Annotated in this window: 28 protein-coding genes and 3 pseudogenes; 24 read left to right on the plus strand and 7 right to left on the minus strand. The window is 70.6% G+C overall.

The annotated features are described in order from the left end of the window. Positions 1–4 precede the first annotated feature (4 nt). The 3 genes from ACQEVU_RS19610 to ACQEVU_RS19620 form a co-directional block, all read right to left on the minus strand. A complete protein-coding gene (locus ACQEVU_RS19610; protein WP_433325493.1) occupies positions 5–466 on the minus strand; it encodes a MarR family winged helix-turn-helix transcriptional regulator in 462 nt (153 codons plus the stop codon). A 115-nt stretch (positions 467–581) separates the two neighbouring features. Beyond that, complete coding sequence (locus tag ACQEVU_RS19615) at positions 582–1,133, minus strand: dihydrofolate reductase family protein (protein WP_433325495.1); 552 nt, start codon at positions 1,131–1,133, stop codon at positions 582–584. A 38-nt stretch (positions 1,134–1,171) separates the two neighbouring features. After that, positions 1,172–2,095, minus strand: coding sequence for a DMT family transporter (locus ACQEVU_RS19620; protein ID WP_433325497.1), 924 nt, complete (start codon positions 2,093–2,095; stop codon positions 1,172–1,174). Between the two features lie 116 nt (positions 2,096–2,211). Here ACQEVU_RS19620 and ACQEVU_RS19625 point away from each other — a divergent pair, with 116 nt between their 5' ends. The 4 genes from ACQEVU_RS19625 (at position 2,212) to ACQEVU_RS19640 (ending at position 8,014) form a co-directional block, all read left to right on the plus strand. Then, a complete protein-coding gene (locus ACQEVU_RS19625; protein ID WP_433325499.1) occupies positions 2,212–2,814 on the plus strand; it encodes a CGNR zinc finger domain-containing protein in 603 nt (200 codons plus the stop codon). A 406-nt stretch (positions 2,815–3,220) separates the two neighbouring features. Further along, positions 3,221–3,943, plus strand: coding sequence for a GntR family transcriptional regulator (locus ACQEVU_RS19630; protein ID WP_433325501.1), 723 nt, complete (start codon positions 3,221–3,223; stop codon positions 3,941–3,943). A gap of 158 nt (positions 3,944–4,101) precedes the next feature. Continuing rightward, positions 4,102–5,190, plus strand: coding sequence for an adenosine deaminase (locus ACQEVU_RS19635; RefSeq protein ID WP_433325503.1), 1,089 nt, complete (start codon positions 4,102–4,104; stop codon positions 5,188–5,190). Between the two features lie 931 nt (positions 5,191–6,121). Next, positions 6,122–8,014, plus strand: coding sequence for a non-reducing end alpha-L-arabinofuranosidase family hydrolase (locus tag ACQEVU_RS19640; protein WP_433325507.1), 1,893 nt, complete (start codon positions 6,122–6,124; stop codon positions 8,012–8,014). 238 nt (positions 8,015–8,252) lie between these two features. Here the strand turns inward: ACQEVU_RS19640 and ACQEVU_RS19645 are convergent, their stop codons facing one another. Together ACQEVU_RS19645 and ACQEVU_RS19650 are read right to left on the minus strand one after the other, a co-directional pair. After that, complete coding sequence (locus ACQEVU_RS19645; protein WP_433325510.1) at positions 8,253–8,807, minus strand: MarR family winged helix-turn-helix transcriptional regulator; 555 nt, start codon at positions 8,805–8,807, stop codon at positions 8,253–8,255. 137 nt (positions 8,808–8,944) lie between these two features. Further along, a complete protein-coding gene (locus ACQEVU_RS19650; protein ID WP_433325512.1) occupies positions 8,945–9,466 on the minus strand; it encodes a response regulator in 522 nt (173 codons plus the stop codon). A gap of 305 nt (positions 9,467–9,771) precedes the next feature. On the opposite strand from ACQEVU_RS19650, the gene ACQEVU_RS19655 reads away from it, so the two are divergent. The 5 genes from ACQEVU_RS19655 to ACQEVU_RS19675 all read left to right on the plus strand — a co-directional run bounded on the left by ACQEVU_RS19655 (position 9,772) and on the right by ACQEVU_RS19675 (position 14,783). After that, positions 9,772–10,008: a hypothetical protein gene (locus ACQEVU_RS19655; protein WP_433325514.1), complete on the plus strand. Its 237-nt coding sequence runs from the start codon at positions 9,772–9,774 to the stop codon at positions 10,006–10,008. 49 nt (positions 10,009–10,057) lie between these two features. Then, positions 10,058–11,467 carry an alpha,alpha-trehalose-phosphate synthase (UDP-forming) gene (locus ACQEVU_RS19660; protein ID WP_433325516.1) on the plus strand — a complete coding sequence of 470 codons (1,410 nt, stop codon included), beginning with the start codon at positions 10,058–10,060 and terminating at the stop codon, positions 11,465–11,467. 180 nt (positions 11,468–11,647) lie between these two features. Continuing rightward, on the plus strand, positions 11,648–13,231 hold the full coding sequence (locus ACQEVU_RS19665) for an FAD-dependent oxidoreductase (protein ID WP_433325518.1): 1,584 nt from the start codon (positions 11,648–11,650) through the stop codon (positions 13,229–13,231). 143 nt (positions 13,232–13,374) lie between these two features. Beyond that, the gene (locus tag ACQEVU_RS19670) at positions 13,375–14,541 is read left to right on the plus strand and encodes a cytochrome P450 (RefSeq protein WP_433325520.1); all 1,167 of its coding nucleotides are present in this window, start codon (positions 13,375–13,377) and stop codon (positions 14,539–14,541) included. 5 nt (positions 14,542–14,546) lie between these two features. Next, positions 14,547–14,783: a hypothetical protein gene (locus tag ACQEVU_RS19675; protein ID WP_433325522.1), complete on the plus strand. Its 237-nt coding sequence runs from the start codon at positions 14,547–14,549 to the stop codon at positions 14,781–14,783. On the opposite strand, the gene ACQEVU_RS19680 is transcribed toward ACQEVU_RS19675, so the two are convergent. Further along, positions 14,750–15,229: a TetR/AcrR family transcriptional regulator gene (locus ACQEVU_RS19680; protein ID WP_433325524.1), complete on the minus strand. Its 480-nt coding sequence runs from the start codon at positions 15,227–15,229 to the stop codon at positions 14,750–14,752. The genes ACQEVU_RS19675 and ACQEVU_RS19680 overlap by 34 nt on opposite strands. Here ACQEVU_RS19680 and ACQEVU_RS19685 point away from each other — a divergent pair. The 8 genes and pseudogenes from ACQEVU_RS19685 to ACQEVU_RS19720 all read left to right on the plus strand — a co-directional run bounded on the left by ACQEVU_RS19685 (position 15,210) and on the right by ACQEVU_RS19720 (position 20,833). Next, a complete protein-coding gene (locus tag ACQEVU_RS19685; RefSeq protein ID WP_433325526.1) occupies positions 15,210–15,914 on the plus strand; it encodes an NmrA family NAD(P)-binding protein in 705 nt (234 codons plus the stop codon). The two genes, ACQEVU_RS19680 and ACQEVU_RS19685, sit on opposite strands and share 20 nt — an antisense overlap. A 115-nt stretch (positions 15,915–16,029) precedes the next feature. After that, positions 16,030–16,428, plus strand: a pseudogene (locus ACQEVU_RS19690) (LLM class flavin-dependent oxidoreductase); the annotation flags it as partial. A gap of 466 nt (positions 16,429–16,894) precedes the next feature. Continuing rightward, complete coding sequence (locus ACQEVU_RS19695) at positions 16,895–17,122, plus strand: transcriptional regulator (protein ID WP_433335386.1); 228 nt, start codon at positions 16,895–16,897, stop codon at positions 17,120–17,122. A 56-nt stretch (positions 17,123–17,178) separates the two neighbouring features. Next, positions 17,179–17,595, plus strand: a complete 417-nt coding sequence (locus tag ACQEVU_RS19700; RefSeq protein ID WP_433325528.1) for an SDR family oxidoreductase — start codon at positions 17,179–17,181, stop codon at positions 17,593–17,595. Further along, a complete protein-coding gene (locus ACQEVU_RS19705; protein WP_433325530.1) occupies positions 17,588–18,532 on the plus strand; it encodes an ABC transporter transmembrane domain-containing protein in 945 nt (314 codons plus the stop codon). The genes ACQEVU_RS19700 and ACQEVU_RS19705 overlap by 8 nt, the downstream gene beginning before the upstream one ends. Further along, positions 18,445–19,302 (plus strand): annotated as a pseudogene (locus ACQEVU_RS19710) (ATP-binding cassette domain-containing protein); the annotation flags it as partial. The gene ACQEVU_RS19705 and the pseudogene ACQEVU_RS19710, both read left to right, overlap by 88 nt. 179 nt (positions 19,303–19,481) lie before the next feature. Then, positions 19,482–19,730, plus strand: a complete 249-nt coding sequence (locus tag ACQEVU_RS19715) for a hypothetical protein (protein ID WP_433325532.1) — start codon at positions 19,482–19,484, stop codon at positions 19,728–19,730. Then, complete coding sequence (locus ACQEVU_RS19720; protein ID WP_433325534.1) at positions 19,727–20,833, plus strand: LLM class flavin-dependent oxidoreductase; 1,107 nt, start codon at positions 19,727–19,729, stop codon at positions 20,831–20,833. The genes ACQEVU_RS19715 and ACQEVU_RS19720 overlap by 4 nt, the downstream gene beginning before the upstream one ends. Before the next feature lie 171 nt (positions 20,834–21,004). Here ACQEVU_RS19720 and ACQEVU_RS19725 read toward each other — a convergent pair whose 3' ends face one another. Then, complete coding sequence (locus ACQEVU_RS19725) at positions 21,005–21,688, minus strand: NAD(P)-dependent oxidoreductase (protein ID WP_433325536.1); 684 nt, start codon at positions 21,686–21,688, stop codon at positions 21,005–21,007. Positions 21,689–21,744: 56 nt separating this feature from the next. On the opposite strand from ACQEVU_RS19725, the gene ACQEVU_RS19730 reads away from it, so the two are divergent. From ACQEVU_RS19730 to ACQEVU_RS19760, 7 genes and pseudogenes are all read left to right on the plus strand, one after another. Beyond that, positions 21,745–22,110 (plus strand): winged helix-turn-helix transcriptional regulator, encoded by a 366-nt coding sequence (locus tag ACQEVU_RS19730; protein WP_433325538.1) that lies wholly within the window; start codon positions 21,745–21,747, stop codon positions 22,108–22,110. 309 nt (positions 22,111–22,419) lie between these two features. Continuing rightward, complete coding sequence (locus ACQEVU_RS19735; protein ID WP_433325540.1) at positions 22,420–23,169, plus strand: hydrolase; 750 nt, start codon at positions 22,420–22,422, stop codon at positions 23,167–23,169. Positions 23,170–23,425: 256 nt separating this feature from the next. Then, entirely contained in the window at positions 23,426–24,295 is an 870-nt protein-coding gene (locus tag ACQEVU_RS19740; RefSeq protein WP_433325542.1) for an MEDS domain-containing protein, read from the plus strand. Continuing rightward, on the plus strand, positions 24,292–24,795 hold the full coding sequence (locus ACQEVU_RS19745) for an ATP-binding protein (protein ID WP_433325544.1): 504 nt from the start codon (positions 24,292–24,294) through the stop codon (positions 24,793–24,795). The genes ACQEVU_RS19740 and ACQEVU_RS19745 overlap by 4 nt, the downstream gene beginning before the upstream one ends. A gap of 57 nt (positions 24,796–24,852) precedes the next feature. Beyond that, positions 24,853–25,200 carry a tautomerase family protein gene (locus ACQEVU_RS19750; protein WP_433325546.1) on the plus strand — a complete coding sequence of 116 codons (348 nt, stop codon included), beginning with the start codon at positions 24,853–24,855 and terminating at the stop codon, positions 25,198–25,200. A gap of 108 nt (positions 25,201–25,308) precedes the next feature. Continuing rightward, positions 25,309–25,395 (plus strand): annotated as a pseudogene (locus ACQEVU_RS19755) (hypothetical protein); the annotation flags it as partial. Positions 25,396–25,450: 55 nt separating this feature from the next. Next, positions 25,451–26,062, plus strand: a complete 612-nt coding sequence (locus tag ACQEVU_RS19760; protein ID WP_433335388.1) for a hypothetical protein — start codon at positions 25,451–25,453, stop codon at positions 26,060–26,062. The last annotated feature ends 36 nt before the right edge of the window (positions 26,063–26,098 follow it).

The raw sequence follows: 26,098 nt of genomic DNA on the forward strand, positions 1-26,098 counted from the left end.
CTCCTCACGGTCGTGGTGGGTGTCGCGGCGCGGGCCGGGCGCCGGGGCTGTCGAGGGCGGCGTTCAGCCGCCGGGTGTGGGCCAGGTAGGTGTCGAACGGCACGCCGCTGGACTCGACCAGCTCGGTGAGCCGCTGGACGAGGTCGGTGCCGGCGCGCTCGACCATTGCCCGGCCGGCGTCGGTGAGGGCGATCTGCCGGCGGTTGCCGCCGGCGGGGTCGGGTACCACGGTGAGCAGTCCTGTCTCGGCCAGGGCGGCGACCATCCGGCTCATCGAGGGCTCGGTCACGGCCAGGCTGTCGGCCAGCGCTCGCTGTGTGGACTCACCCAGCTCGCCGATCGTGACCAGGACCATGAACCGTCGGTAGGACAGTCCGTGTTCGGTTCGCAGGATCCGGTCGCCGGCCCGTTCGAGGCGGGAAACCAGGGTGTGCAGTTCCAGCCCGAGGTTCTTCGAGTGGTTCACACGATTATCTTAGCATCCTAAGTTAGGAGTGTAAGTTACTGATTGCCGGTCCGGCACCGTCCGCCTTCACACATCGGGGTTCATCGCGACGCACTGCGAAGGTCGCGAGCCTTCGCTACCGCCCCACTGCGTAGCGCAAGCAGGCGAAGTCTCCGTTTCGGCTGACGTCGTGCAGGGTCAGCTCGAGCGGTCGCGGAAGCAGCGCGGCGCCGTGTCCGAGCGTCGTGGGTGCAATGTTGACGAGGAGTTCGTCGAGCAGTCCGGCATCGGCGAACTGGCCGGCCAGGTCGCCGCCGCCCATGACCCAGACGTTTCGGCCCCCGGCGGCCGCAACCATCTCGGCGTGTACGGTCGCAACGTCATCGCTGGTGAAGACGATCGGCGCCGACGAGCGCAGCAGCGGCGGTTCGCGGTGGGTGAAGACCCAGCACGGCTGGTCGTAGGGCCAGGCGGCGCCCGCCGGATCCGCGCCTGAGCTCGCGTGCGCGACGATCCACTCGTAGGTGTTCGACCCCATCGCGATCGCGCCGACCGACGAGATGAACGTGTGGTAGCCGGGTGGGCCGCCGTCGTTGCTTCGGGCGGTGAACAGCCACTGCAACGAGTGGTCGCGATCGGCGATGAAGCCGTCGAGGGTGGTCGCGACGTAGTACTGCGTCAGGCTCATGGGCTCGGCTCCTTGTCGGGTTGCGTTCGTACCGCGGGTCAGTCGACGACCGCGGGGGCCGGAGTCTGGCGAGGCTGCTGTGATCCGTGTGGCGGCTCGGCCGGTCGCGCGGCGCGGTCTGCGCTCGTGGCGAGCATGGAGCCGCCGACGATCAGGCCGAGGGCGGCGATCGTGCCCGCGCTTGCCGATTCGCCGAGCACGAGGGTGCCGGCCGCCACGGACACCGCTGGGCTGATGAACGTCACCACCAAGGTGCGGGACGGTCCCGCCTCGCGGACGAGCGCGAAGAACGCCACGAACGCAAGCGCGGTGCAGACCCCGGCCAGGCCCGCCAGCGCGGACAACGCCGCCGGTGACGGAAGTTCGGCCGGTGCTCGGGTGATCGCCAGCGGCAACGTCGAAAGTCCGCCGATCGCAACGCAGGTTGCCGTCAGTGGGACGGCCGGCACATCTTGCAGGCGCCGGGTGACGAGCAGCGGGGCCACCGCCCAGCAGACGGCGGTCGCGAGCACCTCGGCAATCGCGACGACGTCGCCGCGCAGTCGCGGGCCGGCGAGGATCGCCACACCGGCGAATCCCGTTGCCAGGCCGAGCACCCGGATCCGGTGGAGGCGCTCACCGCCCGGCGTGGCCGCGGCGACCAGGCTTGCGACCAGTGGGGCGGTCGCGATCAGCAAGCCGGTGGTGGAGCTGTTGAGCCGAGTCTCGGCATGCGCGAGCAGGGTCCATGGTGCGGCCATCTCCAGCAGCGCCAGGACGACGATCGGGCGCCAGCGGCGACGCAGCACGGGGCCATGCCGGCCGAAGTCGACGAAGGGCAGCAGCATCGCCGCGCCCAGCAGGCCACGCGCCGACACGAGGAACGGCACGGACATCGAGCCCACCGCGACCTTGATCAGCAGGTACGGGAGCCCCCAGAGCAGGCTCATCAGGGCGAACAGTGCCCAGCCCCGCCGGCTCATCGCGGCGCCACCCCGAACGCGGATGCCGCCGGGCGGACCAACCGGTACGTCACGACAGGTTCCCTCCCTTCGACGCAAGGTGTAACCGATGTAGCCTTGATTGCCAGTAACACCGTATGCGCGAAGGGGTGACCGGTCAAGTGAAATTAGACAGTTACATCGATGCGGGCGTGCTCGTCTCCGTTGATCTCGTCAACGAGCTGACGGCCACCGGCAACCGAGCCGGACCCGCGGCCGGCGACGAGCTGGGGGCGCTTTCGCGGATCCTTGCGTTCGACGGCCCGTCGCTGGCCGCACTGCGAGCGGATGATGTGCCCGGCTTCGTCGCGCTCGCCGGACGGCTTCGCGAGATCTTCGACGACCTGCACGGCGGCGACGTCGATGCCGCTGCGGATCGACTCAACGCCCTGCTCGCGCGCTCCCCGGCGCAGCCCCACCTGGCCAAGGAAGACGGGCGCTGGCGACTCCATCACCATCCAGTGCACGTGGAGCTCGTTGCGATGTACACCGCGATCTGCGCCGAGGCGCTGGCCCGTGTTGTCAGCGCCGGGGATGCCGACAGGCTCGGCACCTGCCACGCGCCGGAGTGTGGACGAGTATTCGTCGACGTCTCCAAGAACGGCAGCCGCCGCTTCTGCACGACAACATGTCAAAACCGGGTCAAGGTCACGGCATTCCGCCGTCGCCGAGGCCCGGCGAGCGCGCCGTCGTCCGAATAGTCGGGTTGGTGCGGCCCTGCTGGCTGCTCCGTGGTTGCTCGGAGGCGTTGCATGCGTCGCTGACCGGTCGTGGCGATGCTGTGTTGGTCCCGGCACGACGCTGTGGCGGGCTGCAGTCCGGTCTTACGACCCCGTTACGTGTGGCAGGCATCCTGTGCCGGTCCGATATCGAGCGCGTCCCTTGGTTCGGCCCGCCGTAACCTAGCTTGTCTGACAAGTGTTGACAGTCATCAGCCAAGTTGCGCAGACTGTGGTGCAGGCGCCGGCGGGTCAAGAGGGCCGTCCGGTCGGCCAGTCAGGAGGAAGTCGTGAGGGGTTCGTCAGGTCTGCCCCGGGGTTCTGCCGAGCAGCGGACACCCGGTGGCCGGGCATCGGGGCGGCTGAACCGGTGCGCGATCCTTGGCCGGTGACCACTCCACGACGCACCCTCGCCGTCCAACTACGGGACCAGATCCGCGACCTCGTCCTGGCGGAGATGCTCAAGCCCGGAGACAAGCTGCCTTCGGAGAACGAGCTCATCGCCCGCTTCGGCGTCGGCCGGACGACAGTCCGGGAAGCGTTGAAGCTGCTGGAGCAGGACGGTGTCGTGCAGACCAGGCAGGGCGACGGCCGATACCTGACCGCCCAGCCCGGGCTCGACCGGCCGCTGACCCGGCTGGAAGGCGTCACCGAAATGCTCGCCAGCCGTGACCTGACCGTCCACAACACCGTTCTGGACATCGCGCTCATCGAACCCGACGAGGAGCAGCGACGTCAGCTCCGCCTCGCCGCGGGCGAGGCACTGGTACGGCTCGAACGACGGCGTCAGCACCGCGACGACGTCCTGCTCTACTCCATCGACCTGTTCCCCCGCTCACTCGTACCGCAACCACTGTCCGAAGTGGACTGGACCGGCTCGCTCTTCGCCCTGCTGAGCGACCACGGGCACTCAGTCGCCTACGCGTCGGCCCAGGTACGCGCCGTGACCCTGGACCGCGCGCTGGCCCGACGCCTCGGCCAACCCGCCACCGTCGCGTGGCTCCTACTCACACAGACTCACCATGACTCCGCCGGTCGTCCGCTGCTCTACTCCGAGGACTATCACCGTGGCACCGACTTCTCCTTCCACCTCGTCCGTCGCCGCGACTGAACCAGCGGGCGCCCACCCGCGCTCGTGACCTCTGGCCAGAGCCAAGGACGGACGGTGGTGCGTAGCTCCGGTCGGCCGGTCAGACGGGCGGTCCCGGTCGACCTGGCCGGCTTCTACCAGCACTGCGTCCAGACCCTCAGCGAGATCCGGAGGAATCGATGTCCCGTCCAGACGCCGCACCCAGTTTCGACGAGCTCCGCAGCGCACCGAAGGTGCTGCTCCACGACCACCTCGACGGCGGCATGCGCCCGGAGACGATCGTCGACCTGGCCGCCGGGTCCGGATATCGCGACCTCCCGGCCGACGATCCCGACAGCCTGCGCGACTGGTTCGCCGCCGCGAGCACCAGCGGGTCGCTTCCGGCCTACCTCGCCACCTTCGAGCACACGTTCGGTGTCCTGCAGAGCACCGAGGCGATCGCACGGGCGGCGCGGGAGAACGTCGAAGACCTCGCCGCCGACGGCGTCATCTACGCCGAGAGCCGATTCGCGCCCGAACTGCACCTACGGCACGGGCTCAGGGCGGGCCAGGCACTCGACGCCGTGCTCGCCGGCACCCGGGAGGGCGTCCAGACCGTCAAAGCCACCGGTCGAGACGTCGACGTGCGCATCATCGTCTGCGCCATGCGCGACCGCGGCGCGTTCCACGACATGGCCACCCTGATGATCCAACGGCGTGATCCCGGCGTGGCGGGCTTCGACCTCGGCGGGCCCGAAGCTGGAAATCCCGCGGCGCAGTTCCGCGACCGGTTCCACGAGCTCCGCAACGCCGGTGTCCGCCTGACCATCCACGCCGGCGAGGGCGACGGTGTCGAGTCCGTCCGGCAGGCCGCCGTCGAATGCCGCGCGGAACGGCTGGGCCACGGCGTACGCGTCATTGACGACATCGACGGCGACGCGCTCGGCCCGGTGGCCCGCTTCGTCCACGACCATCAGATCGTCCTGGAAACCTCGCCATCATCCAACGTGCACACCGGGGCGGCCGCGTCCATGGCCGACCACCCGGCACCGCGACTGCACCGGCTGGGTTTCGCCGTCACCGTCAACACCGATAACCGGCTCATGAGCCAGACCACCCTCAGCCAGGAATTCGACCACCTGGTCCGGCTGCACCGGCTCACCTGGCCGGAGATCGCCCAGATGACCGCGGTTGCGGCCGCAGCCGCGTTCCTACCTCCCGACGAACGCGACGACCTCCACAGCCGAGTGACCGCATGGCACCGCCGGCTTCCAGGAACGGCCGGATGACCTCCCACCAGGGAGCTGTTGTGCGCACCCCCATGACGTCGGCAAGGCGACGCCGGCCCTTCAGGACAAGGTGACCGCGTCGGCGGCAGCGGTCCACGCGCATGGCTGGCGGGGTGATCGTGCGGGACGCGCTTCGCGCGGCCGGTTGAGGTTCTGACCACGTCGACTGGGTCATTCCCATGGCGACAGGCCATCGCGGCATGGTGTCGATGCGCGGCCGGTGTTGAACGGCGTCTCGCACGCGAGGACGTGCGGTCGGTAGCCATGTCGTGGTGGGAAATGGCCCGGGATATTAGCCACAACGATTGGCATTGCGGTCAAACAACACGGGTGTGGGATCGCTGTCAACGCGTCGGTGGCGCCTCGGTGGTCGCCATGTGGCATGCGACCGCAAGAATCCGTTGTCAACAGCTGCTGCCATGTATGTGTCGCATTCGGTAGGAATGCGATCGGCAGCGTCGGCAGCGCTCCCAATGTTACACCCCTCGCCGATATGAAGCTGGGCGTGCCGATTTCGGCCGATCGCGATGCGAACGAGCCCTGTGACTCTTGACACCGTTGTGTCGCCGGTGTTACGAATTACGCACACACCGATGTTACCGCTAACACAATACCGCCAGCGCCTGAATCGGCCACTCCATCTAACCCATGTGCCGCCTCGTCCCCTAGCGACCGGATCGTATGTTAGCGCTAACATGCGGTCGGCCGCCAGGGCTCGTGCCCGCGTGGGCGGTTGAACGGCGGGCCGACCGGCGACACGCAGAAACGCGCGCGGCGGTCATAGAGGATCGCCGGCCTGATCGGGGCCACGCCCGTCTCCGTCAGCAAAGGACGGGGCGAGGCCCATTCCAACGAAGGCGAACACAGTCCGTTGGGTCCGGGTACCCGCTGGCACATCCCAGCCGGCGGCAACAAAGGATAGGAATGTTAGGTGAAAGCGAAGAAAATCCCCACGATCCGTTCGTTAGGTCTCGCCGTCGTCACCGCGATGGCTTCGCTCGTCGCGCTCTCGGCCCCCGCTGCCTCCGCTGCCACGGAAAGTCCGTCGACGAACGTCGACGACGCTCCGCTGGCCAGCTCGTCGGCGTCGTGTCCGCTTCCGAAAAAGTACAGTTGGACGTCCACGGGGTCACTCGCGACTCCGAAGGCGGGATGGGTCTCGCTCAAGGACTTCTCCACCGTCGAGTACAACGGCAAGCACCTCGTCTACGCGACCACCCACAACACGGGATCGTCGTGGGGCTCGATGAACTTCAGCCTCTTCGACGACTGGTCCGACATGGCCACCGCCACCCAGAACACGATGACCAGCTCCACGGTTGCGCCGTCGCTGTTCTACTTCGCTCCCAAGAACATCTGGGTGCTGGCCTACCAGTGGGGCCCGACCGCGTTCAGCTACCGGACGTCGAACGACCCCACCAACGCCAACGGCTGGTCGGCCGTGAGCCCGCTGTTCTCCGGCACCATTTCCAACTCCGGCACCGGCCCCATCGACCAGGCGGTCATCGGCGACGACACGAACATGTACCTGTTCTTCGCCGGTGACAACGGCAGGATCTACCGGGCCAGCATGCCGATCGGCAACTTCCCCGGCAACTTCGGCACCACGTCGACCATCGTGATGACCGACACCAACAACAACCTGTTCGAGGCGGTCCAGGTCTACAAGGTGCAGGGCCAGAACCAGTACCTCATGATCGTCGAGGCGATCGGCGCCAACGGGAGGTACTTCCGCTCGTTCACCGCCACCAGCCTTGACGGTACGTGGACCCCGCAGGCCGCGACCGAGAGCAACCCCTTCGCCGGCAAGGCCAACAGCGGTGCCACCTGGACCAACGACATCAGCCACGGCGAACTGATTCGCACCAGCGCCGACCAGACCATGACCATCGACGCCTGCAACCTGCAGATGCTCTACCAGGGCCGCGATCCGGCCTCGGGCGGCAACTACGGCCTCCTGCCCTACCGGCCGGGCCTGCTCACGCTGAAGAAGGTACCTCCCACGACGACCCTGACCCAGTCGCCGGCGCAGCCCGACGGAACGAACGGCTGGTACAGGACAGCTCCATCGTTCACGCTGAGCGCGACGGACGACGACTTCAACGTCGCCAAAACCGAGTATCGGCTCGATGGTGGAGACTGGACGGTCTACGACGGCTCGCCGGTCACCATCGCTCAGCAAGGCAGCCACACCGTCGAGTACCGGTCGACCGACACCGCACTCAACGTCGAGGACACCAAGACCGCCACCATCAAGGTCGACACCGTCGCACCCGTGGCAACCTTCTCAGCCACCCTCTCCGATGCGTACTACGGCTCCCTGTCGCCGGCACCCACCTGCACGGCCAGCGACGACACATCCGGCCCGACAGACTGCGTCGTCACCGGGTACAGCAACGCCGTCGGCACGCACACGCTCACCGCCACCGCAACCGACGCCGCCGGCAACACCGGCACGACCCAGCAGACGTACACGGTCCTGCCGTGGACGATCCGCGGCTACTACCAGCCGGTCGACATGGACGGCGTGATCAACACCGTCAAGGGCGGCAGCACCGTACCGATGAAGTTCCAGGTCTACGCCGGCCCCACCGAGCTGACCGATCCCGCCCTGGTAACGGTGACGGTGACCAACATCGCCTGCGACCCCAGCGCGCAGACGGACGAAATCCAGTCCCTCACCACAGGCGAGACATCGCTTACCTACGCCGACGGCAAGTTCCAGTACAACTGGAAGACCCCGAAGAGCCCCGGCACCTGCTACGCCGTTACGTCCACAGCACAAGACGGATCGAGCACGACCGCGCAGTTCAAACTCCGCTAAGCACGACCCCGACACGGAAGGGGCTGCGCACGCCGCAGCCCCTTCCCCCTGCGCGCTCACCGGGGCAGTACCGGCATCTCATGGTCGACGTCAGCCAGGTTCGGCGGCTCACCTCCGCTACGGTCGACGTCCTGGTCCGAGCGGCCGGGCGCACGATGGAGCGGGGCGGCCGGACGTGCCTCGTCGGCCCGGCGGCGGCAGTGCCTGGAGGACGCACTGCCGGCGTACGCCGATCAGGTCAGCGCACTGGAGTGGCTGCGCGCCGGTCATCCCGTGCCGTGTTGATCGGCCGGCGTCGCCTCGCCGGCGCCGGGGCCTCGTCGGCCGAGCGTTGCCAGTGCTGCCACCACTCGTCGTCGGGGAGTTCGCCTCCGGCCCGGACGAACCGGTGGAGCAGGTCCAGGGTGCGGCGCGAGGCGGTCAGGCCGGCCTCCTGGACGATGCCGCGCAGCTCCCGCCGGCGGGCGTGCATGACGGCGCCGACGGTGTCGCGCCCGGCATCTGTGAGGCCGAGCCAGATGGTGCGCCGGTTGCCGTCCCGGTGAAACCGGTGGATCAGGCCCTTGTGGCACAGCCGGTCGCACATCCGGGTCATCGTCGACACCGCAACGCCGAGCTCCTCGGCCAGCTCGCTGCTGCGCCGGGGCTCGGTCGCGAGGATCACCAGCGCGCGGTACTGCGGCACGGTCACGTCGACGTCGAGGTCGGCCAGTGTCCGGGCGGTGAGGGCCACCATCGTCCGGCTGACCGCGAGCAGGGCGCTGACGAGTGCCTCATCGTCGGCTTCGGGCATCGGTTCATTCTCCCAAACGGCGGCGAGACGGCCGGCGGGGGAGTCGTCATCAGGTCGAGGCCCGGCTTCGGCTGCTGGTCGCCGCTGCCGGCGTGCCGTATCCGTGGCTTGGCTACCTTGCCTTCGCCTGACCGGGCCTACGGGCGCGGAGGGTTCCGGTCGACGACCAGTGAGAACTGCTCGATGCTGCGGATCAGCCCCGCCAGCTGCGCGAACTCGACCGGCTTGCGGAAGAAGTATGCCGACGGCACGCCGAAGTCCCGCAGCATCCGCTCCTCGACGTCCGAGCCCGTCAGCACCACCACGGTCAGCTGGGCCAGCAGCGGATCGGCGACCACTTGGTCGAGCACCACCCACCCGTCCACTACGGGTAGGTTCAGGTCCAGGAGCAGGATGTCCGGCCGTGGCACGTCCTGATACACGCCCTGCCGATGCAGGTAGTCCAGAGCGTGCCGGCCGTCACCGAGGACGGTGACCGGATTGCGTAGCCGGTGCTCGCGGAACTCGTCAAGGGTGTACGCGACATCCCCCGGATCATCCTCGACGAGCAGAATCCGGGCCAACGGCAGCTGTTCATACGGCGCGCCGGGCGCGCTGTCACTCGGGCGGTCGTTGTCTGCGAGTCCGCTCATCGCGGCCTGCCTCCAGGTGTTCAGCACGATCTCAGCCGCCGACCAGACTTCTCGGCTGGCCCGCCCCGCCGCGAGCAGCAGCGGACAGTTGCATCAATACAACCGAAGCGTCCAGACAATGTACCCCCGGACGAGCCGCCTCCGGTGGGTGGTCGTGCCCGATTTGCGGCGGCGACGCAGATTGTCATGCGATTGCCACCATGTCGCAGACCGGCCGTCACAAGGCCCCCGCAGGCTCATCAGTTGTATCAGCACAAACATTGCCATGGGTAAGGCTGCGGGATCGGTGTTGCGAACGCATGGCTTCGGGCCCGCCGGTACGGAGGACGGACATGACCGCGATGCACACGCACGACGGCACGGACTTCAGCCTCGTCTGCGACGGATGCGGCCTGATTGTGGGCCGCCTCGGGGCGAACCTGCACAACTGGGAACTGGCGTGGATCTTCTTCAGCCGCCACGGCTGGGTCGGCGAGAGCGCGCCGGACGGACTGCACCGCTGCCCGCGGTGCCTGCTGCGTCAGCCGTCAGTGCCGGCGGGCATGGGCGGAGCCACGGTTGCGTCCTGACACCGGCCCCGCGCCGATGAGCGTCCTGGACCGACGCGAGCTGGTAGTTGTGACGAGCCGGATCCCGGCCGAACCATTGGACGCCGGCCGTCGCCCCGCGCGATGGGCCACCGAGCATGCGGCGTGGGCGAGCGCCCTGCAGCCCGCGCTGGCGGCCCGGGGCGGTGCGTGGGTCGGCTGGGACGGTGGCGACGGCGCATCACCCGTCATGTTCCAGGGCGTGTCGCTGCGGCCGGTCGGACTCTCGCGGACGGAGATCGCCGATCATCTCGAGGGCCATTGTGCGTCGACGATCGTTCCCCTGTACCACGACGCCGTCGAACGGCCCGCCTTTCACCGGCGCTGGCGGCGGGCCTACCGAACCGTGAACGACCGGTACGCGTCGGCTGCGGCGGCCGTGGCCGCGCCCGGCGGCGCCGTCTGGATCCATGGCCACGAGCTGCAACTCGTCCCGGCACTGCTGCGGGCGGCCCGCCCGGACCTGATGATCGGCTGCTACCTACCGCTGCCGGTACCGCCGGCCGAGCTGTTCGGCCGGATGCCGATGCGCAAGGAGATCATCGACGGCCTGCTCGGCTCGGACGCGATCCGGGTTCCGGACCAGCGAAGCGCCGACAATCTCGTCCACCTGGCATCGCGTCTCGCTGGCCACGAGGCCGAGGGCCGTGTGGTCACCGTCGCCGATCGCCGGGTGGTCGTCGATGCGCTGCCCATGGGTGCCGAAGCCGACCTGGTCGAGCGTCTCGCCGGCGGAGCGAGCGTCGGACGCCGGCTGGAGGGTCTGCGGCGTGAGCTGCGCCATCCCCGGGCCGTGCTGCTCGCCGTGGACCACCTGGACGCGACGAGCGGCGCGGAGCAGCGACTCGCCGCGTTCGGCGAGCTGCTGGCCGATCGCCGGCTCCGGGCCGCCGACTGCGTGCTCGTCCAGGTCGTCGTGCCCGCTGCCCGGCAGTCCGTCGAACAGGCCAGGATTCGGATGCGGGTCGAGCAGCTGGTCGCCCGTATCAACGGCACGCACAGTGTGGTCGGCCGCCCCGCCGTCCACTACGTGCACCGACAGTTGGACCCGATCGACCTGGTGGCCCTGTTCCGCCTTGCCGACGTGTTCCTGGCCACCCCGCTGCGCGACGGCGTCAACCTCACCGCGAAGGCCTTCGTCGCCGCCCGCCTGGACAACACCGGCGTGCTCGTACTCAGCGAGTTCAGCGGCGCCGCCGACGAGCTGGCCGAGGCCGTCACCGTCAACCCGTACGACGTGGAGGACCTCAAGCGGGCGATGGCCGTGGCCGTCGACCCGCGCCGCATCGACGGCGACAACGCCGCGATGGGCCGTATGCGGCAGACGGTACGCCGCCACGATGTGCACTGGTGGGCCGGTCGCGTCCTGGACGTGCTCGACGGGGCTGGGGAGGCAACCCGGATCCCGGGTCCGCGGGAGGCTGTCGGTGAGCCGACCTGAGGTTCAGTCGTAGCACCCGAGCCGTTACGGCGTCCCATCCATCGCGCTCGGCGCCTTCCTTGCACTCCACCACCAGCCATTCCCCGCGCTCCGCGACCCATGCCGTGCAGTTGTGGTCGTCGCCGATTTCGCCTGCCTCGGATGAGGTGGTGGTACCGGGTGTGAACCTAGCGTTCGAGCATGAGGCTGGTGGTCGATCTGACCCGCTGCCAGGGGTATGGGCAGTGTGCCTTCGCCGCACCGGAGGTATTCCGGATGCCCGGCGATGAAGCGCTGGTGTACGAGCCGAACCCCGGCGAGGAGCAGCGGGAGAAGGTGCTGCGGGCGGCGGCGTCCTGTCCCGTGCGAGCCATTGTGCTCGACTATCGGGCGGGTGAGACCGTGACCCGCGCGCCGGCGGCGGAGCGTGCCGCGGGCGTCGAGCGGATCGTCATCGTCGGTGCCTCGCTGGCCGGACTGCGGGCCGCGGACATGCTGCGCCGTGAGGGTTTCACCGGTTCCCTGACGTTGATCGGTGACGAGCCGTACCGGCCCTACGACCGGATCGCACTGTCCAAACAAGTGTTGACCGGATGGGTGCCGTCCGACCATACGGCGTTGCCGCGCAGCGAGACGCTGGATGCGCACTGGCGGCTGGGGCAGCCGGCGGTCGGGCTCGATCGCCGCGACAAGCGGGTGTTGCTCGCGAATGGGGAAGAGGTAGTTTTCGACCGGTTGTTGATCGCCACCGGAGTGCGGGCGCGGCCGTGGCCCAACGCCGATGAGGCGGCGCTCGACGGCGTCTACACGGTGCGGAGCCGGGACGACGCCGCCGGGCTGCGGCAGCGGCTGGCCGCCGCGCCGGGGCACGTGCTGGTAATCGGGGCCGGGTTCATCGGGAGCGAGGTCGCCTCCGACTGCCGGGAGCTTGGACTGCCGGTCACGGTGGTCGACCGGGGGCCGGCTCCGTTGGCGGGCGCGTTGGGCGCGGCGGTGGGCCGGGTCGCGGGACAGTTGCAGCGCGACGCCGGCGTCGATCTGCGCTGCGGCGTGGCGGTGGACGCGCTGGAAGGCGACGCCGACGGCCGGCTCCGCCGAGCACGGCTGTCGGACGGCACGACGGTGGACGTCCAGGTCGCCGTGGCGGCGCTGGGTGCGCAGCGTAACGTCGAGTGGCTCAAGGGTTCGGGGTTGGCGGCCGGGCATTGGGGTGTGGCGTGCGACGCCGGATGTCGCGCGTTCGACGCCAACGGTCTGGTCACCGACGACATCTTCGTGGCCGGCGATGTGGCACGTTTCCCGCACCCCGTCTACGACTACCAGCTGATGGCCATGGAGCACTGGGGCAACGCCGTCGACCAGGCCGAGATCGCCGCGCACAACATGATCAGCGCCGAGCCCGACCGGTGGCCGCACCTGGCCCTGCCCGTGTTCTGGTCCACGCAGTTCGGCACCGAGATCAAATCCATCGGGGTGCCCACGTTCGCCGATGAGCTGATCATCACTCAGGGGTCGACGGCCGAGCGCCGGTTCGTGGCCGTCTACGGCCGCCGCGGGCGAATCACCGCCGCGGTCACCTTCGACCAGGGGATGTGGCTGCAGTTCTACGGCCGCCTGATCGAGCGGGCCGCCCCGTTTCCGCCACGATGGCGCACCGTCGACCAGCCCGAAGCCCAGCAGCCGGTACCGGCCGAGGTGCGGCCCGAGCCGTCCGCCCATGCCACGGTGGTACTCACCGGCCACCAACCGAGCGAACGCCGTGCCGTGCTCGTGCACAGCGGCTGAACCCGCCGCCGTCACCCTGTCGCCGTCGATCAATCGCGAAAGGACGCGCCATGGCAACGGCCAGCGTCTTCCAGCAGATCCTCGACTTCAGCAACCGGGCCGATCCCTACCCGCTCTACCGGCAGTTGCGCACGAACCCGGTCGTGCGCGAGGCCGACGGCACCTACGTCGTCAGCCGGTACCGCGACATCGTCGCCCTGCTGCACGACCCCCGGACCAGCTCCCGGGACGTTGTCACGCTCGGCGGCTTCATCTCCACGGACCCGCCGGAACACGACCGCATGCGGCGGCTCATCAACCGTCACTACGGCCCGCCCGAGACACCCGGACGGATCGATGGCATGGCCCCGCAGCTGGTGGACATCGTCACCGCGCTGATCGACCGCTTCACCGGCCGGAGCGAGGTCGATCTGGTCGACGACTTCGCCTACCCGCTGCCGGTGACGGCGATCTGCCGGCTGCTCGGCGTGCCGGTGCAGGACGAACCCCGCTTCCACCGTTGGGCCGACGCCATCGTCGAAGGCATCGGCCCGCAACCCCAGGGAGCGGAACAGGCCCGCCACCATGCCGATGAGGCCTTCGCCGAGATGGGCCGCTACTTCGCAACGCTGATCGACGCGTACCGGCAGACGCCGGGCGACGATCTGCTCTCGGCGATGGCGGCAGACGATCGCACCGGGGAGGCAATGTCCAGGGTCGAGTTGCTCACTAACGCCTCGCTGCTGCTCGTCGCCGGACACGAGACCACCGTCAACCTCATCACCAACGGCATGCTGACCCTGCTCCGGCACCCCGGCACGCTCGATCGGATCCGCCACGAACCCCACTACGTTTTCCCCACCGTCGAGGAACTGCTCCGTTACGAACCGCCGGTGCACATGCTGGTTCGTACGGCACTGGATGACATCGACATCGCGTCCACGACCATCCCGGCCGGCGCCACGATCCAGCTCGTCCTCGCCGCCGGCAGCCGCGATCCCGACCACGTCCGCGATCCCGACCGATTCGCCCCAGAGCGGCACGACCTGCAAAGCACGGACTTCCACCGCGAAGACAGCCAGCACCTGGGCTTCGGCGGCGGCGTCCACCACTGCTTCGGCGCACCGCTGGCCCGGCTGGAAACCCAGATCGCCCTGCGCGAACTGGCCCGGCGACTGGAAAACCCCCGCCTACTCGCCGACCCGCCACCGTACCGGCCCAACCCCGTACTCCGCGGCCCACGACACCTACCCATCAGCTTCGACCGCGTCCATCCCCACACCACGGTCGCCGACAGCGCAGCGATGTCCCCGTTGGAGGCCGGTGGGTGACGACGGTGTCGATCTTGTTCGCAACCGTGTTCGTGAGCGTGTCGATCACCGTGATGCCGCGGAACGTGGCCACGACGAGCTTCGCGCCGTCCGGGCTCACGGCCAGCCCGCCGAACGTCAGTGCACCGGTGGAGATGGTCGCGCGTGAACGTGGCACCATCCCCGCGCTTGTCCCGCAGCGGGACAACTTCGCACGGACGGCGAACGGCTATTCGTCCGGATCTACTTGGCACCTTCTTTGATCGTATATCCGAGGCCGCACGCCTTCGATGGCGAGTGCGACCAGTCGGTCGACGTCGGCCGCGCTGTCGGGTTCGGGCTCCGCGGCCAGGGCGATTGCGCTGACAAGTTTGAGTAGGTCGGTGGTGGTGACGTCCGGGCGTACGCTGCCCGCGTGGCGCGCGCGGACGAGTAGCTCGTCGCCGGCGTTCACGATCATCGTGTGGCAGGTGGCGCCGAGTGTGGGATCGCCGCCAGGGGTTCCGGACATGATCGCTGCCGCGAGGCCACGGTTGGCTGTCGCGTGTGTGCCGACGGCTCGCAGCCACGTGGTCAGCGCGGTCCAGGGGTCGAGACGGGTGGCAAGGTCGTGGGCCTTGGCGCAGAGGGCCTGCACCCGGTCTCGGAAGACCGCCTGCAGTAGCGCCGCGGCGGAGGGCGCGTACGGCATGTTCAGCGTCCAGCCCACGGTCGGCTCCCCCGGCACCGCGCCGGATTTCTCCACCGAGGACGAGGTCCGGTGGGGCGTCAACGTCGCCGAAGCCGCGCAGGCCGCAGGAGTCGCGCACTTCGTCTTCACCTCCGTCGCCGGTGCGGGCCGCCACGACAGCGAGAAGGTGCCGCAGAACCTGGTGAGCAAATGGCGGATCGAACAGCGCATCGCCAAGCTCGACCTACCGGCAACGATTCTGCGGCCGGTGTCGTTCATGGAGAACTACACGGGCGGATACCACCTGCACAACGGCACCCTGGCGACCGCGTTCGAGCCCGACGTCCCACAGCAGATCATGGCCGTCGACGACGTCGGCGTGTTCACCACGCTCGCCTTCGCCCGGCCGGCGGACTGGATCGGGCGCGCGATCGACCTGGCCGGCGACGAGCTGACACCACTACAGATCGCGGCGGCCATCTCCGAAGCCATCGGCCGCCCGCTGCCGTATGCGCAGGTTCCGATCGACGCCATCCGGCAGATCGGCGAGGAATTCGCGTACGCGTACGAGTGGCTCAACACGCTCGGTTACCGAGCCGACATCGCCGAGGCACGCCGGCTCCACCCAGGCCTCATGGACCTCGGTAGCTGGCTGGCCGTCACCGGGGCGCTGCAGATCAGCACGTTCCTCGCCAGCCAGGACGCCGCAGGACAGCAGGCGTGAGCAACCAGAAGGCAGACCTCGGAAGAGTCGGATCTGGGCCGGCCACCTCGACAACTACCCGGCCGCCACGGTCCGCGACACCGCCATAAGGATCGAGGATCTCGGCTACGGCACGCTGTGGTTCCCCGAGACGACCGGCCGGGAAGCGATGACACAGGCCGCGATCTTGCTATCGGCCACCCAGCGGATCGTGGTGGCGGCGGGCGCCGCCGACATCTACGCCCGCGACGCCGTCACCACCGCAGCCGCACAACGCACCCTTGACGAGGCGTACCCCGGACGATTCCTGATCGGGCTCCGGGAAAGCCATGGTCGGCCGGCTCGCCGACGAGATCCACGTGATGCGCGACGGTGTGTTCGTGGAGAGCGGACCCGCGCACCGGGTCCTCACCGGCCCCAGCCACGAGTACACCCGCAGCCTCCTCGAAGCGGTCCCGCGGCTGGATGCGACGGCACGGTGCTGCCCCGCCGGCCTCGGGAGCTGTCCGGCGGGCAGCGGCAGCGCCTCGCGATCGCCCGGGCGCTCGCCGCCGACCCCGCGGTCATCGTCTGCGACGAACCGGTGTCGGCGCTTGACGTGACGATCCAGGCGCAGATCCTGGACCTGCTGCTGGGCCTGCAAGACCGGCTCGGCCTCGCCTACGTCCTCATCTCCCATCACCTCGGCGTCGTCCGCCGCCTCAGCCACGACGTGCTCGTCATGTGCGACGGCGAGGTCGTGGAGTCCGACCCGGCGCAGCAGTTGTTCGGCGCGCCGCGGCGCCCGTACACCCGACAGCTCCTCGCCGCTGTCCCCGAGATCCCCAGCGTGAAGGAGCCCGCGCGACTCGACGGCATCTGCATGTCAATGTCCACCTGGTCGGCGCCGGCCTCGGCCTGCACGCCGCGGCCTGGCGGTGGCCGGCCGCGGACCCGGCGACCTACGCCGACGTCGACCGGTGGATCGAGGCGGCCCGCGTCGCCGAACGCGGCTGCGCATCGTGCAGACGCTCGCCGATGGCCGCCCGCATGCCAAGTGCAGCGCCGAATGGGGCTTCGGGGTGCACAAGTCGACGATGACGCACCACTTCCGGCTGCTGCGGCAGGCCGGTCTGACCCGCACCACGGTCACCGGCCGCACCCACACCATCGAACTGCGCCGCGAGGAGCTCGACGCTCGCTTCCCCGGCCTCGTCGCCGCGCTGACCGCGCCGCGGGCCGAAGCATGATGCGGTGACACCGTCCGCCGTCCGATGTTCTCTACTGATCCGATAGGATCAGTGGGATGGCGGAGCTCTCGGGATCGGTCGTGGTGACGGCGGCCGGTAGCGGCATCGGACGAGCGGCGGCCGAGCTGTTCGCCGAGCGCGGTTACGGCGTCGTGGCGGTCGACATCGATGCCGGGCGGCTGGCCCCGCTGTCCGCGGTGACCGGGATCGTCACCCTGGTCGGCGACGTGGCCGAGGAGCGGACCAATGCCGAGATGGTCGGCCTGGCCCGGCGCCGTTTCGGCCGGCTCGACGCGGCCGTGCTCAACGCCGGCATCGGCGGGGCCCCGCCGCTGGAGGACGACCGCGCGATCGCGGCGCTCGACGCGATCCACGCGGTCAACGTGCGTGGCGTGGCGCTCGGCATCCGAGCGGTCACCCCGGCCCTGCGGGCCGCCGGCGGGGGCGCGATCACGGCGGACGTGCATGGCTGAGCGCCCGTCAGCCCTCGCCGCCCAGCTCGCCGGGGCCCGGGCCAACCCCGGACCGGCCGCTCTGGCGACCGTCACCGGGCTGCTCAACGGGGCCACGATGGTCTACGGGCGGCCGCCGTCGGCTGGTCCACCGACCATCTGGTGCTGCCGGCCCTGTCCGGGGCCACGGTGCCGGCGTCGGCCTGGTTGGGGGAGCGCGGCGCTGATCCTGGGCGTGTCGGTGGTGCGCTGGGCGACCATCCTCGTGCGTGGGCTCGCGACCGGGCGGGTGCAGTACCGGGCCCAGGCCGAGACCCGCCGTCGGGTGGCCCACCGCTATCTTGACCTCGGCCCCTCGTGGCATCGCCGGCACCCGCCGGGCCGGCTGCTCGCCCACGCGATCTCCGACGTGGATGCGCTGTGGTCGCCGATGCAGTTCGCGTACTTCGCCGCCGGCATGGTGTTCATGCTGCTGCTGGCGCTCGCCGAGCTGGTCCGGCGCGATCCGGCGCTCGGCCTCGTCGGGCTCGCCCTCGTGGTCCTCGTCCTCGGCCTCAACGTCACCTACCAGCGGCGGCTGGCCCCGCGGGCCCGGGCCGCCCAGGCCGCCCGTGGCGTCGTCGGCGGGGTCGCCCACGAGTCGATCGAGGGCGGACCGGTCGTGCGCAGCCTCGGCCTGGCCGAGCAAGAGGCGGCCCGCTTCGCCGCCGCGGTCGGCCGGCTGCGCGACGCCGACCTGCGCATCGCGGCCGTCAGCTCGATCTTCGACCGCTGCTGGAGCTGCTGCCGACCGTCGCCGTCCTGGCCGACCTGGCGGTCGGGGCGCCGCGGACCGGGCCCGGCGGCCAGCTCTCCGTCGGCGACCTGGTCATGCTGGTGTACGGCTGGCTCCTCGCTCTGCCCGTGCTCGTCCTCGCCGCGCTGGCCTTCGGCGCGATGCTCGGGCTGCAGCGGGTGATCGGCCGGCGCTACGACGCGTCCCGGCGGGAGCTCGCCCGACTGCAGACCACGATCACCGAGGCCGTACTCGGCGCCCCCGTCATCCGGGCCACCGGCACGCAGCCGCGCATGCGGGCCCAACTGGACGCCGCCGTGGATCGGGCCCGCGACGCCCTGCTGCGCACCCTCGCGCCGCTGCACACCAACGCATCGCTCGGCGAGTTGGCCATTTCCACGATGACGGTCACGGTGCTGCTCGGAGGCGTCTGGTGGGCGCTGACGGGGGACGGTGCCCGGCCCCGGCTCACCGCGGGCGAGGTGGTCGCCATGGTGTTCCTGGTCGGCTTCTTCGTCAGGCCGCTGCAGTACCTCGTGCAGAGCCTCGGCGAGGCCCAGAACGCCCTCGCCGGCTGGCGGCGCGCGATCGAGCTGGCCTCGGTCCCCAGCGCCGAGGCCGGCGGCGGTGGCACCCTGCCGGAGGGACCGGTGAGCGTCTGCCTGGACGGCGTGTCCGCCCGCTACAGCGACGGCCCGCTGGTCCTGCCCGGGCTGAGCGTGCACATCGCCGCGGGCGAGCACGTCGCGGTCGTCGGCCGGACCGGGTCGGGCAAGTCCACGTTCGCGAAGCTGCTCACCCGCCGCCTCGAACCGGCCGGCGGCACGATCCGGCTCAGCGGGGTGCCGCTGTCCCGGCTGACCGCCGCAGCCCTGGCCGGCCGGGTCGTCATCGTCCCGCAGGACGCGTTCCTGTTCGACGGCACCCTGGGGGAGAACATCCGGCTCGGCACGCCCGGCGCCACCGACGCCGACGCCGCTCGTATCCTCGGCGACCTCGGCCTGGCGGACTGGCTCGCCGCCCTGCCGGCGGGCCTGGACACCCCGGTCGGACTGCGGGGGAGCGGCTCTCGCTCGGCGAGCGGCAGCTCGTCGCCCTGGCCCGCACCGCGCTCGTCGACCCGGACCTGGTCGTGCTCGACGAGGCGACGTCCGGCGTCGACCCGGCCACCGACGCGGCCGTGCAGCGGGCCCTGGCCGTGCTCACCCGCGGTCGCACTACCGTGTCGATCGCCCACCGGATGCCGACCGCGGCGAGCGCCGACCGGGTCCTCGTCCTCGAGTCCGGCCAGGTCGTCCAGTCCGGGCCGCCCGCCCGGCTCGCCGCCGAACCGGGCCCCTACGCCGAACTCGCCGACGCCTGGACAGGAGTGCCGTCATGACCGTCAGCCGGCTCGGGTTCAACACCCGCGTCTCGTTCCCCACCGGCGCCGCCGCCCGCGGTCTGCGCGAGGGCATCGAGCTGTTCCGCGCGGCCGAGGCCCTCGGATACCAGTCGGGGTGGGTGTACCAGCGCCACTTCGACAACTACCTGTCCTCGCCGATCCCGTTCTTCGCCGCCGCCGGCCAGCACACCGAGCGGATCTCGCTCGGCAGCGCCGTCATCCCGGCCCGCTACCAGGAGCCGATCCTGCTCGCCGAGGCCGCGTGCACAGCGGACCTGCTCGTGGGCGGGCGGTTGCAGCTGGCGTTCTCCAGCGGTACCGACGTCTGGGACGCCGTCTTCGGCGCGGTCGACGCCGACGCCCGCACCGAGGGCCAGCGCCGGCTGGCCCGGTTCCTCGCCGCGGTCGCGGGCGAGACCCTGCACACGGTCACCGAGCGCCGCGGCGTCGGCGGCCCGCCGGTCGGCACGCAGCTGCGGGTGACCCCGCCGAGCCCGGGCCTGCGTCAGCGGATCTGGTACGGCTCCGGCAGCATCGCCTCCGCCGTCACGGCCGCCCGGCAGGGTCTGCGGCTGATCACCGGGACGATCCTGCACGACGTGCCGCCCGGCGACACCTTCCCCGCCCACCAGGCCCGGCTCATCGCCGCCTACCGCGACGCCTGGACGGCCGCGCACGGCACACCGCCGCCGCCCGTCGCGGTCGCCGCCTCGGTGCTGCCCGGCCCGACCGCGGCCCTGCGCGAGACCTACGCCGCCTACGACCGGCAGCGCCGCACCCAGGGCCCGGCCGCGTCGCGCCCGGCCGGCGCCCTCGAGCCGGCCCTGGTGCCCGACCTGCCACCCGGCATGCTGATGAGCCCCGTCTACCACGGCGAGCCGGACGCGGTGGCCGCGGCGGTCCGGGCCGACCCGGGCCTGAGCGCCGCCGACGAGCTGGTGCTCTTCCTCCCGCCGGCGCTCGGCCTCGCCGAGAACGTGCGACTCCTCGAGGACCTGGCGGCAACTGTCGCGCCCGCCCTCGGCTGGTCGCCCGCCCATGCGGCCGATCCGGCCGCCGTGAGTCGATGCGATACCGATCGGCCCGCTGCAACGCGTTGAGCAGAGTGTCGTCGATGACCTCACGCTGAACGACGCACGCGTTGACGACGAGCGCGTCGCGGGGGAAGTCGTCGATGTGGCGCAGCAGGCCGGCCGGGTCGTCCGCCCGGACGCGGCCGGCGACGGCGCGCAGAAAGCTAATGGTGCGGGCGTCGGTCCGCGACCGATAGATTATCCCTCCCGAGCATGACGGTCGACGGAGTGGACGGCCAGGTGTGCGCGCCGGGCCGTCGGGTGGTCGAGCTCGTCGAGCACGGCCAGGGCCAGGTCCGCGTGGGCGAGCGGCCGGTCCCACCACCGCCGGTCCACGACCGGTTCAGTCAGTCGGTAACGGCCGGTCGGCACGGCATCCGGATGCAGCCCCGGCGGGGGGCTCAACACGATCCAGTCGGCGCCCGGCTCGGCGCGCAGTCGTTCGATGCCGTCGGCGTGGGCCCGCGCGAACGGGCGCAGGGCCGCCGGGAACAGCTCCGGGTCGTCCAGCACCCGGCCGTCGTCCGGGGTGTGCATGGTGGCGAACAGCCCGACCACGACCGCGCGGGGAACGCCGGTCGCGGTGACCGCCGCGAAGACCCGCTCGTAGTAGCCGGGGTCGAATCCCGAGAAGGACGCCGGCGGGGCGGAGAAGGGCGTCACCGCGCAGACCAGCCCGCGCGCGCCGGCGGCCGCGCGGACCAGCGAGCCCGAGTCGAGCGCGTCACCGGCGGCGAGGGTCACCCCGGGGCCGCGCAGGTCGTCGTGGCGGGCCGGCCCGCGCACGATCGCGATCACGGGATGCCCGCGCCGGGCGGCCTCGGCGATCACGGCCCGCCCGACTCGTCCGCCGGCGCCCAACACTGCAATCGGAGCTGTCACGGGGCCGACGGTACCGTCGGGAGGTCTGGTTACCGCAACGAAACCGGAGGGCGTCGATGAGCGCCGCGCACAGCCGTCCCGCTCGCATCCACCCGGCCTGTCCGACGTCGGCGTTTCCGGTCCAGGTCGGCGGCAAGTGGACCGGCATGGCGGTGCTGTGCCTGGCCGCCGGGCCGCTGCGCTTCGGTGACCTGCGCGCGCAGCTCGCCCCGGTCTCCGCGAAGGTGCTGGCCGAGACACTGCGCGACATGCAGCGCCGCGGCTTCGTCCGGCGGCACGACCACGAGGTCAATCCGCCCAACGTCGAGTACGAGCTGACCGCGCTGGGCCGCAGCCTCATCGAGCTCATCGATGCGGCCCGGGACTGGGGCCGGCGCCATCCCGGCATCGATCTGGAAGGCGACCCCGATCAGGTGACGTAGTGGCCGCGCTCGAGGTCGGTCAGCAGGTCCGGACCGGCTGGCCGCCACCCGGCAGCGCGCCGATTGCGGCCGACGAGGCCAGCCCGTCGATGCCCGGGTCCACGTGCTGGTGTCCAGACCTGTCCGTCGTAGTGGGGACATCTGTGCGTTGATCCGGCCGTTCGTCGGGGTGGCGAACGGCACGTGCGGCTGCCATCCGGGAGCTCGCCGGCGTCAACGCGGCACAACTGGGCAGATAACCGCACGATTGAAAGTGTTCTCGGCGGCTGGTGTCCCGGAGGCCGTCGATCCGCAGGAGGCAGCCGCGACATGGTGCTGGAAAAGGTGGTCCCGATTCCGGCGGCCGGAGTGGTCTGGCAAGCCGACGTAGCGGTGCCCGACGATCCGGTCGGGCTGGTGCTGTTCGCGCATGGCAGCGCCCGTGCCCGGCGCAGCCCCTGGGGCTCGGCACTGGCCGGCCGGCTTGGACGAGCCGGCCTGGTCACGATACGCACCGACCTGCTCGCCCCGCACGAGCAGTACATCGACGAACGCGCCGCTCGGCTGCGGTTCGACGTCGGGCTGCTGGCCGGTCGGCTGGTCGCCGCAGTCGATTGGCTATGGGACCGTCCGCAGACCGCCCGGTTGCCCGTCGGCCTGTTCAGTGATGGTACCGGCGCGGCCGCCGCGTTGTTCGCCGCCGTCCGCCGTCCCGCGGCGGTACAGGCCATGGTGTTCCGAGACGGACGACCGGACCGCGTCGGCAGCGCGCTGGGCGAGGTGCATGCCCCGACCCTGTTCATCGTCAGCGAGCGCGACAGCACGCTCGTTACGCTCAGCCGGCAAGCCGCCGCCAGCATGTGCGCGCCCTGCCAGCTTCAGCTGGCATCCGACAGCACCATTTCGGTCCAAGCAGCGGCGACGGATCACATCGCTGGACGGGCCAGCCAATGGTTCACCGGCCATCTCGATTCCAGATCTACCGACCGGGCCGCCGTCGCAAAAGCCCCGAGCCCAGCCGAAGGCGCGTCCGCACCATCCTGCAGCGACGACGGGCCGGCAACGGCGACGCCCTGGTGACGCGGCTGTATCGCGTTGCCGATCGATTGGACGGTGGTGGCGCCCGCCACTTCCAGCCGTAGAGAGGTGCAGGTCGCGAGGGCGGAGCGGACCTCGACCGCGTCGGACGGCGGCCGCTCGACTGGGGCGCCGTGCCGCGCCGGTGTGACGAGTCGGCGGATTGGGTATCTCCGCGTCGGCGATCCGGGCACTGCGCTACCACGCGACTTTGGGCAGCTGCAATGGCCCGGGCCGAGTGCGTGGCGGAAGGAGTCGGGTGGCGCAGCCAATGCAGGTGCAGCGGGTGCCGGCTGGCGGGCACGCGTGTCTGACGTTCACCGACGCGGACGAGCGCCTTGACCTGCTCGCCGTGTTCATCGGCGACGGCCTGGACGCCGGTGCGCGGGTCGTGTGCTACAGCGACGGGATCCCGCCGGAGGCGTTCGTCGACGAGCTCGTCAACCGGTCGGTGCCAGCCACGGCCGCGGCGCAGCGGGGTCAGCTGCTGGTGGCCGACTGCGCAACCGGCTGGCTCGGCTCGGACACCGCCACGGCCGAACAGATGCTCGATGCCGTCCGGGCACAGGTCCGCTCCGCGGCGGAGGACGGCTACTCAGGTCTGCGGGTCGCCGCCGACATGGCTTGGGCCGCGCGCCCGCATGCCGCCGCGCATGAACTGCTGCGCTTCGAACACGGCTTCCGGGACGTGCTCACCGGCGGCGGGCTGACTACGATCTGCCAGTACGACCGGGCGGTGTTCGACCCGGTCACCCTGGCGTTCGCCGCCGATGTGCACGGGCAGGCCGTCGCGGCGCAGGTGTACCACGAGGACCCGCTGCTGCGGATCTGCCGGCAGTACCGCCCGGCCGGTGTCCGCATCGCCGGTGAACTGGACTTCCGCCACCTCGACGTGCTGCAACAGGCCCTCGCAGAGACGCTGCGCCTGGACGACTGCCCGCAGGTCAACCTCCGCCGGCTGCGGTACGTTGACGGGGCGTGCGCGGCGGCCATCGTCCGCGCGGCGTCACAGTTGCCACCCGGGCGCAGCATGGACGTGATCTGCGGATCACTGCCGGCCACCATGCTGCGGCTGTGCGGAGCGGATACGGTTGGCGGCGCACGGCTACGGGTACGGGAGGCGACATGACCGGCACCGCACGGTTCCGCGTCACCGCGGACGGCCAGCCACCCCTCGACGACACCGAACCAGACAGCCGGCCGGCCGCGACCGAACAGCTTCCCCGAGCGGTGATCGACCTGCGGCAGTCATTCACGATCGACGACCTGTACGCCCTGCGCGCCGCCGTCGAGGCCCATGCCACCGCCGACGGCGTCGACCGGCACACCGTCGACGCGCTGCTGATCATTGTCAGTGAGCTCGCCACCAACGCCGTGCTGCACGGCGGCGGCCGCGGCGACCTGACGCTCGCCCGGTCCGGCACCGACCTCGTCTGCGTCGTCCGCGACTACGGCCCCGGCCTGGCCGACCCGCAGGGAGCCGGACGCACCAAGGTGCCACCAGCGGCGCTCAACGGCCGAGGGCTGTGGATCGTCCGCCAGCTCAGCGAGCTGACCATCACCACCGGACCGGACGGCACCACCGCCACGGCCACCGTCGCGGCGGCCCCCGACGCACCCGCATCCTGATCCGGCAGCACCAATGGTCGGACTGACGGAACCTACCGGTGTGATGTGGCCGGCACCGTGGACGAGCTGGACGGCGGCGCCGACGCGGCGGCGGTGACGGTGGGCTGGGCCGGTCGATGTTGCATCGCGGCCGGGCTGCCGTGCCTGCGCTGCGGGAGGAGCTTGTGCGCGGCGAGCATGAGGAACTTGGCCTGCTTCATGATCGATCACCTCGCTCGCCACGCGCCGGATCCCGCCACGCGAACACAGATCTGCGAGGCCACCGTGGACCGTGGCCTCTACTACGAGTTCCACATCGACGAAACCCCTCGGGACCTATGGATGATCAACGGGATGTGGCCTCCCGCCTCGGGCAGCGAAGCCGAACAGCTCTGGGCGCGCGAAAACCGGCCAGTCCCCTATTGATCGGCGAACACGCCACGACCGGGCACGAGCCGGACAGCGGGGTCACCCGCCAGGTGAAGGGCGCCCGAGGGGCACGGTGGCGGCCGGGTTCCGTCGTACGGTGGCAGCATGACCGCTGAGCTGGCCGCGTTCCGGGTCAGCGTTGCCGAGGATGCGCTCGATGATCTGCGGCAGCGCCTGGGTCGCGCCCGCTGGCCGGAGCCGGCGACGGTGGCCGACTGGAGCCAGGGTGTACCGCTGGACTGGCTCCGTGACCGCGGCGCTGGCGGCGCAGCAACCCGAACGCATGGTGGGCATCCACCTCAACTTCTTCCCCATGGCCCGCCCCGACCAGTTCCCCTCCGACGACCTGACGGATCTCGAGCGGCAGAGCCTGGCCGACGCCGCCCACCACCGCGAATGGGGCAGCGGCTACGCCCTCGAACAGGCGACCCGGCCGCAGACCGTCGGCTACGGGCTGACCGACTCCCCGGTCGGCCAGTGCGCCTGGATCGCCGAGAAGTACTGGGCCTGGACCGACCACAACGGTGATCCCCTCGCCGCGCTCAGCCGCGACCAGATGCTCGACAACATCAGCGTGTACTGGCACACCGCCACAGCCGCGTCCTCGGCCCGAATCTACTGGGAGCACGGCTTCGGCCGGCCGTCGGCCCACGGGCTCGATCCCGGGCTCCTCACCGTGCCGGTCGGTGTGTCGGTGTTCCCGCGCGAAATCTTCCGTCCGTCGCGGCGCTGGTGCGAGCGGTACTGCTCCGATCTTCGCTTCTATGAACAGCTTCCCCGTGGCGGCCATTTCGCCGCGTTCGAACAGCCGGAACTGTTCGTCGACCAGATCCGGCGCGCCTTCCGCACCATGCGCTGACCCACACCGCCCACGACGGCGGCAAGGGAAACAGCG

It is taken from the genome of Dactylosporangium sp. CA-139066, assembly GCF_050936175.1.
Lineage (GTDB): Bacteria > Actinomycetota > Actinomycetes > Mycobacteriales > Micromonosporaceae > Dactylosporangium.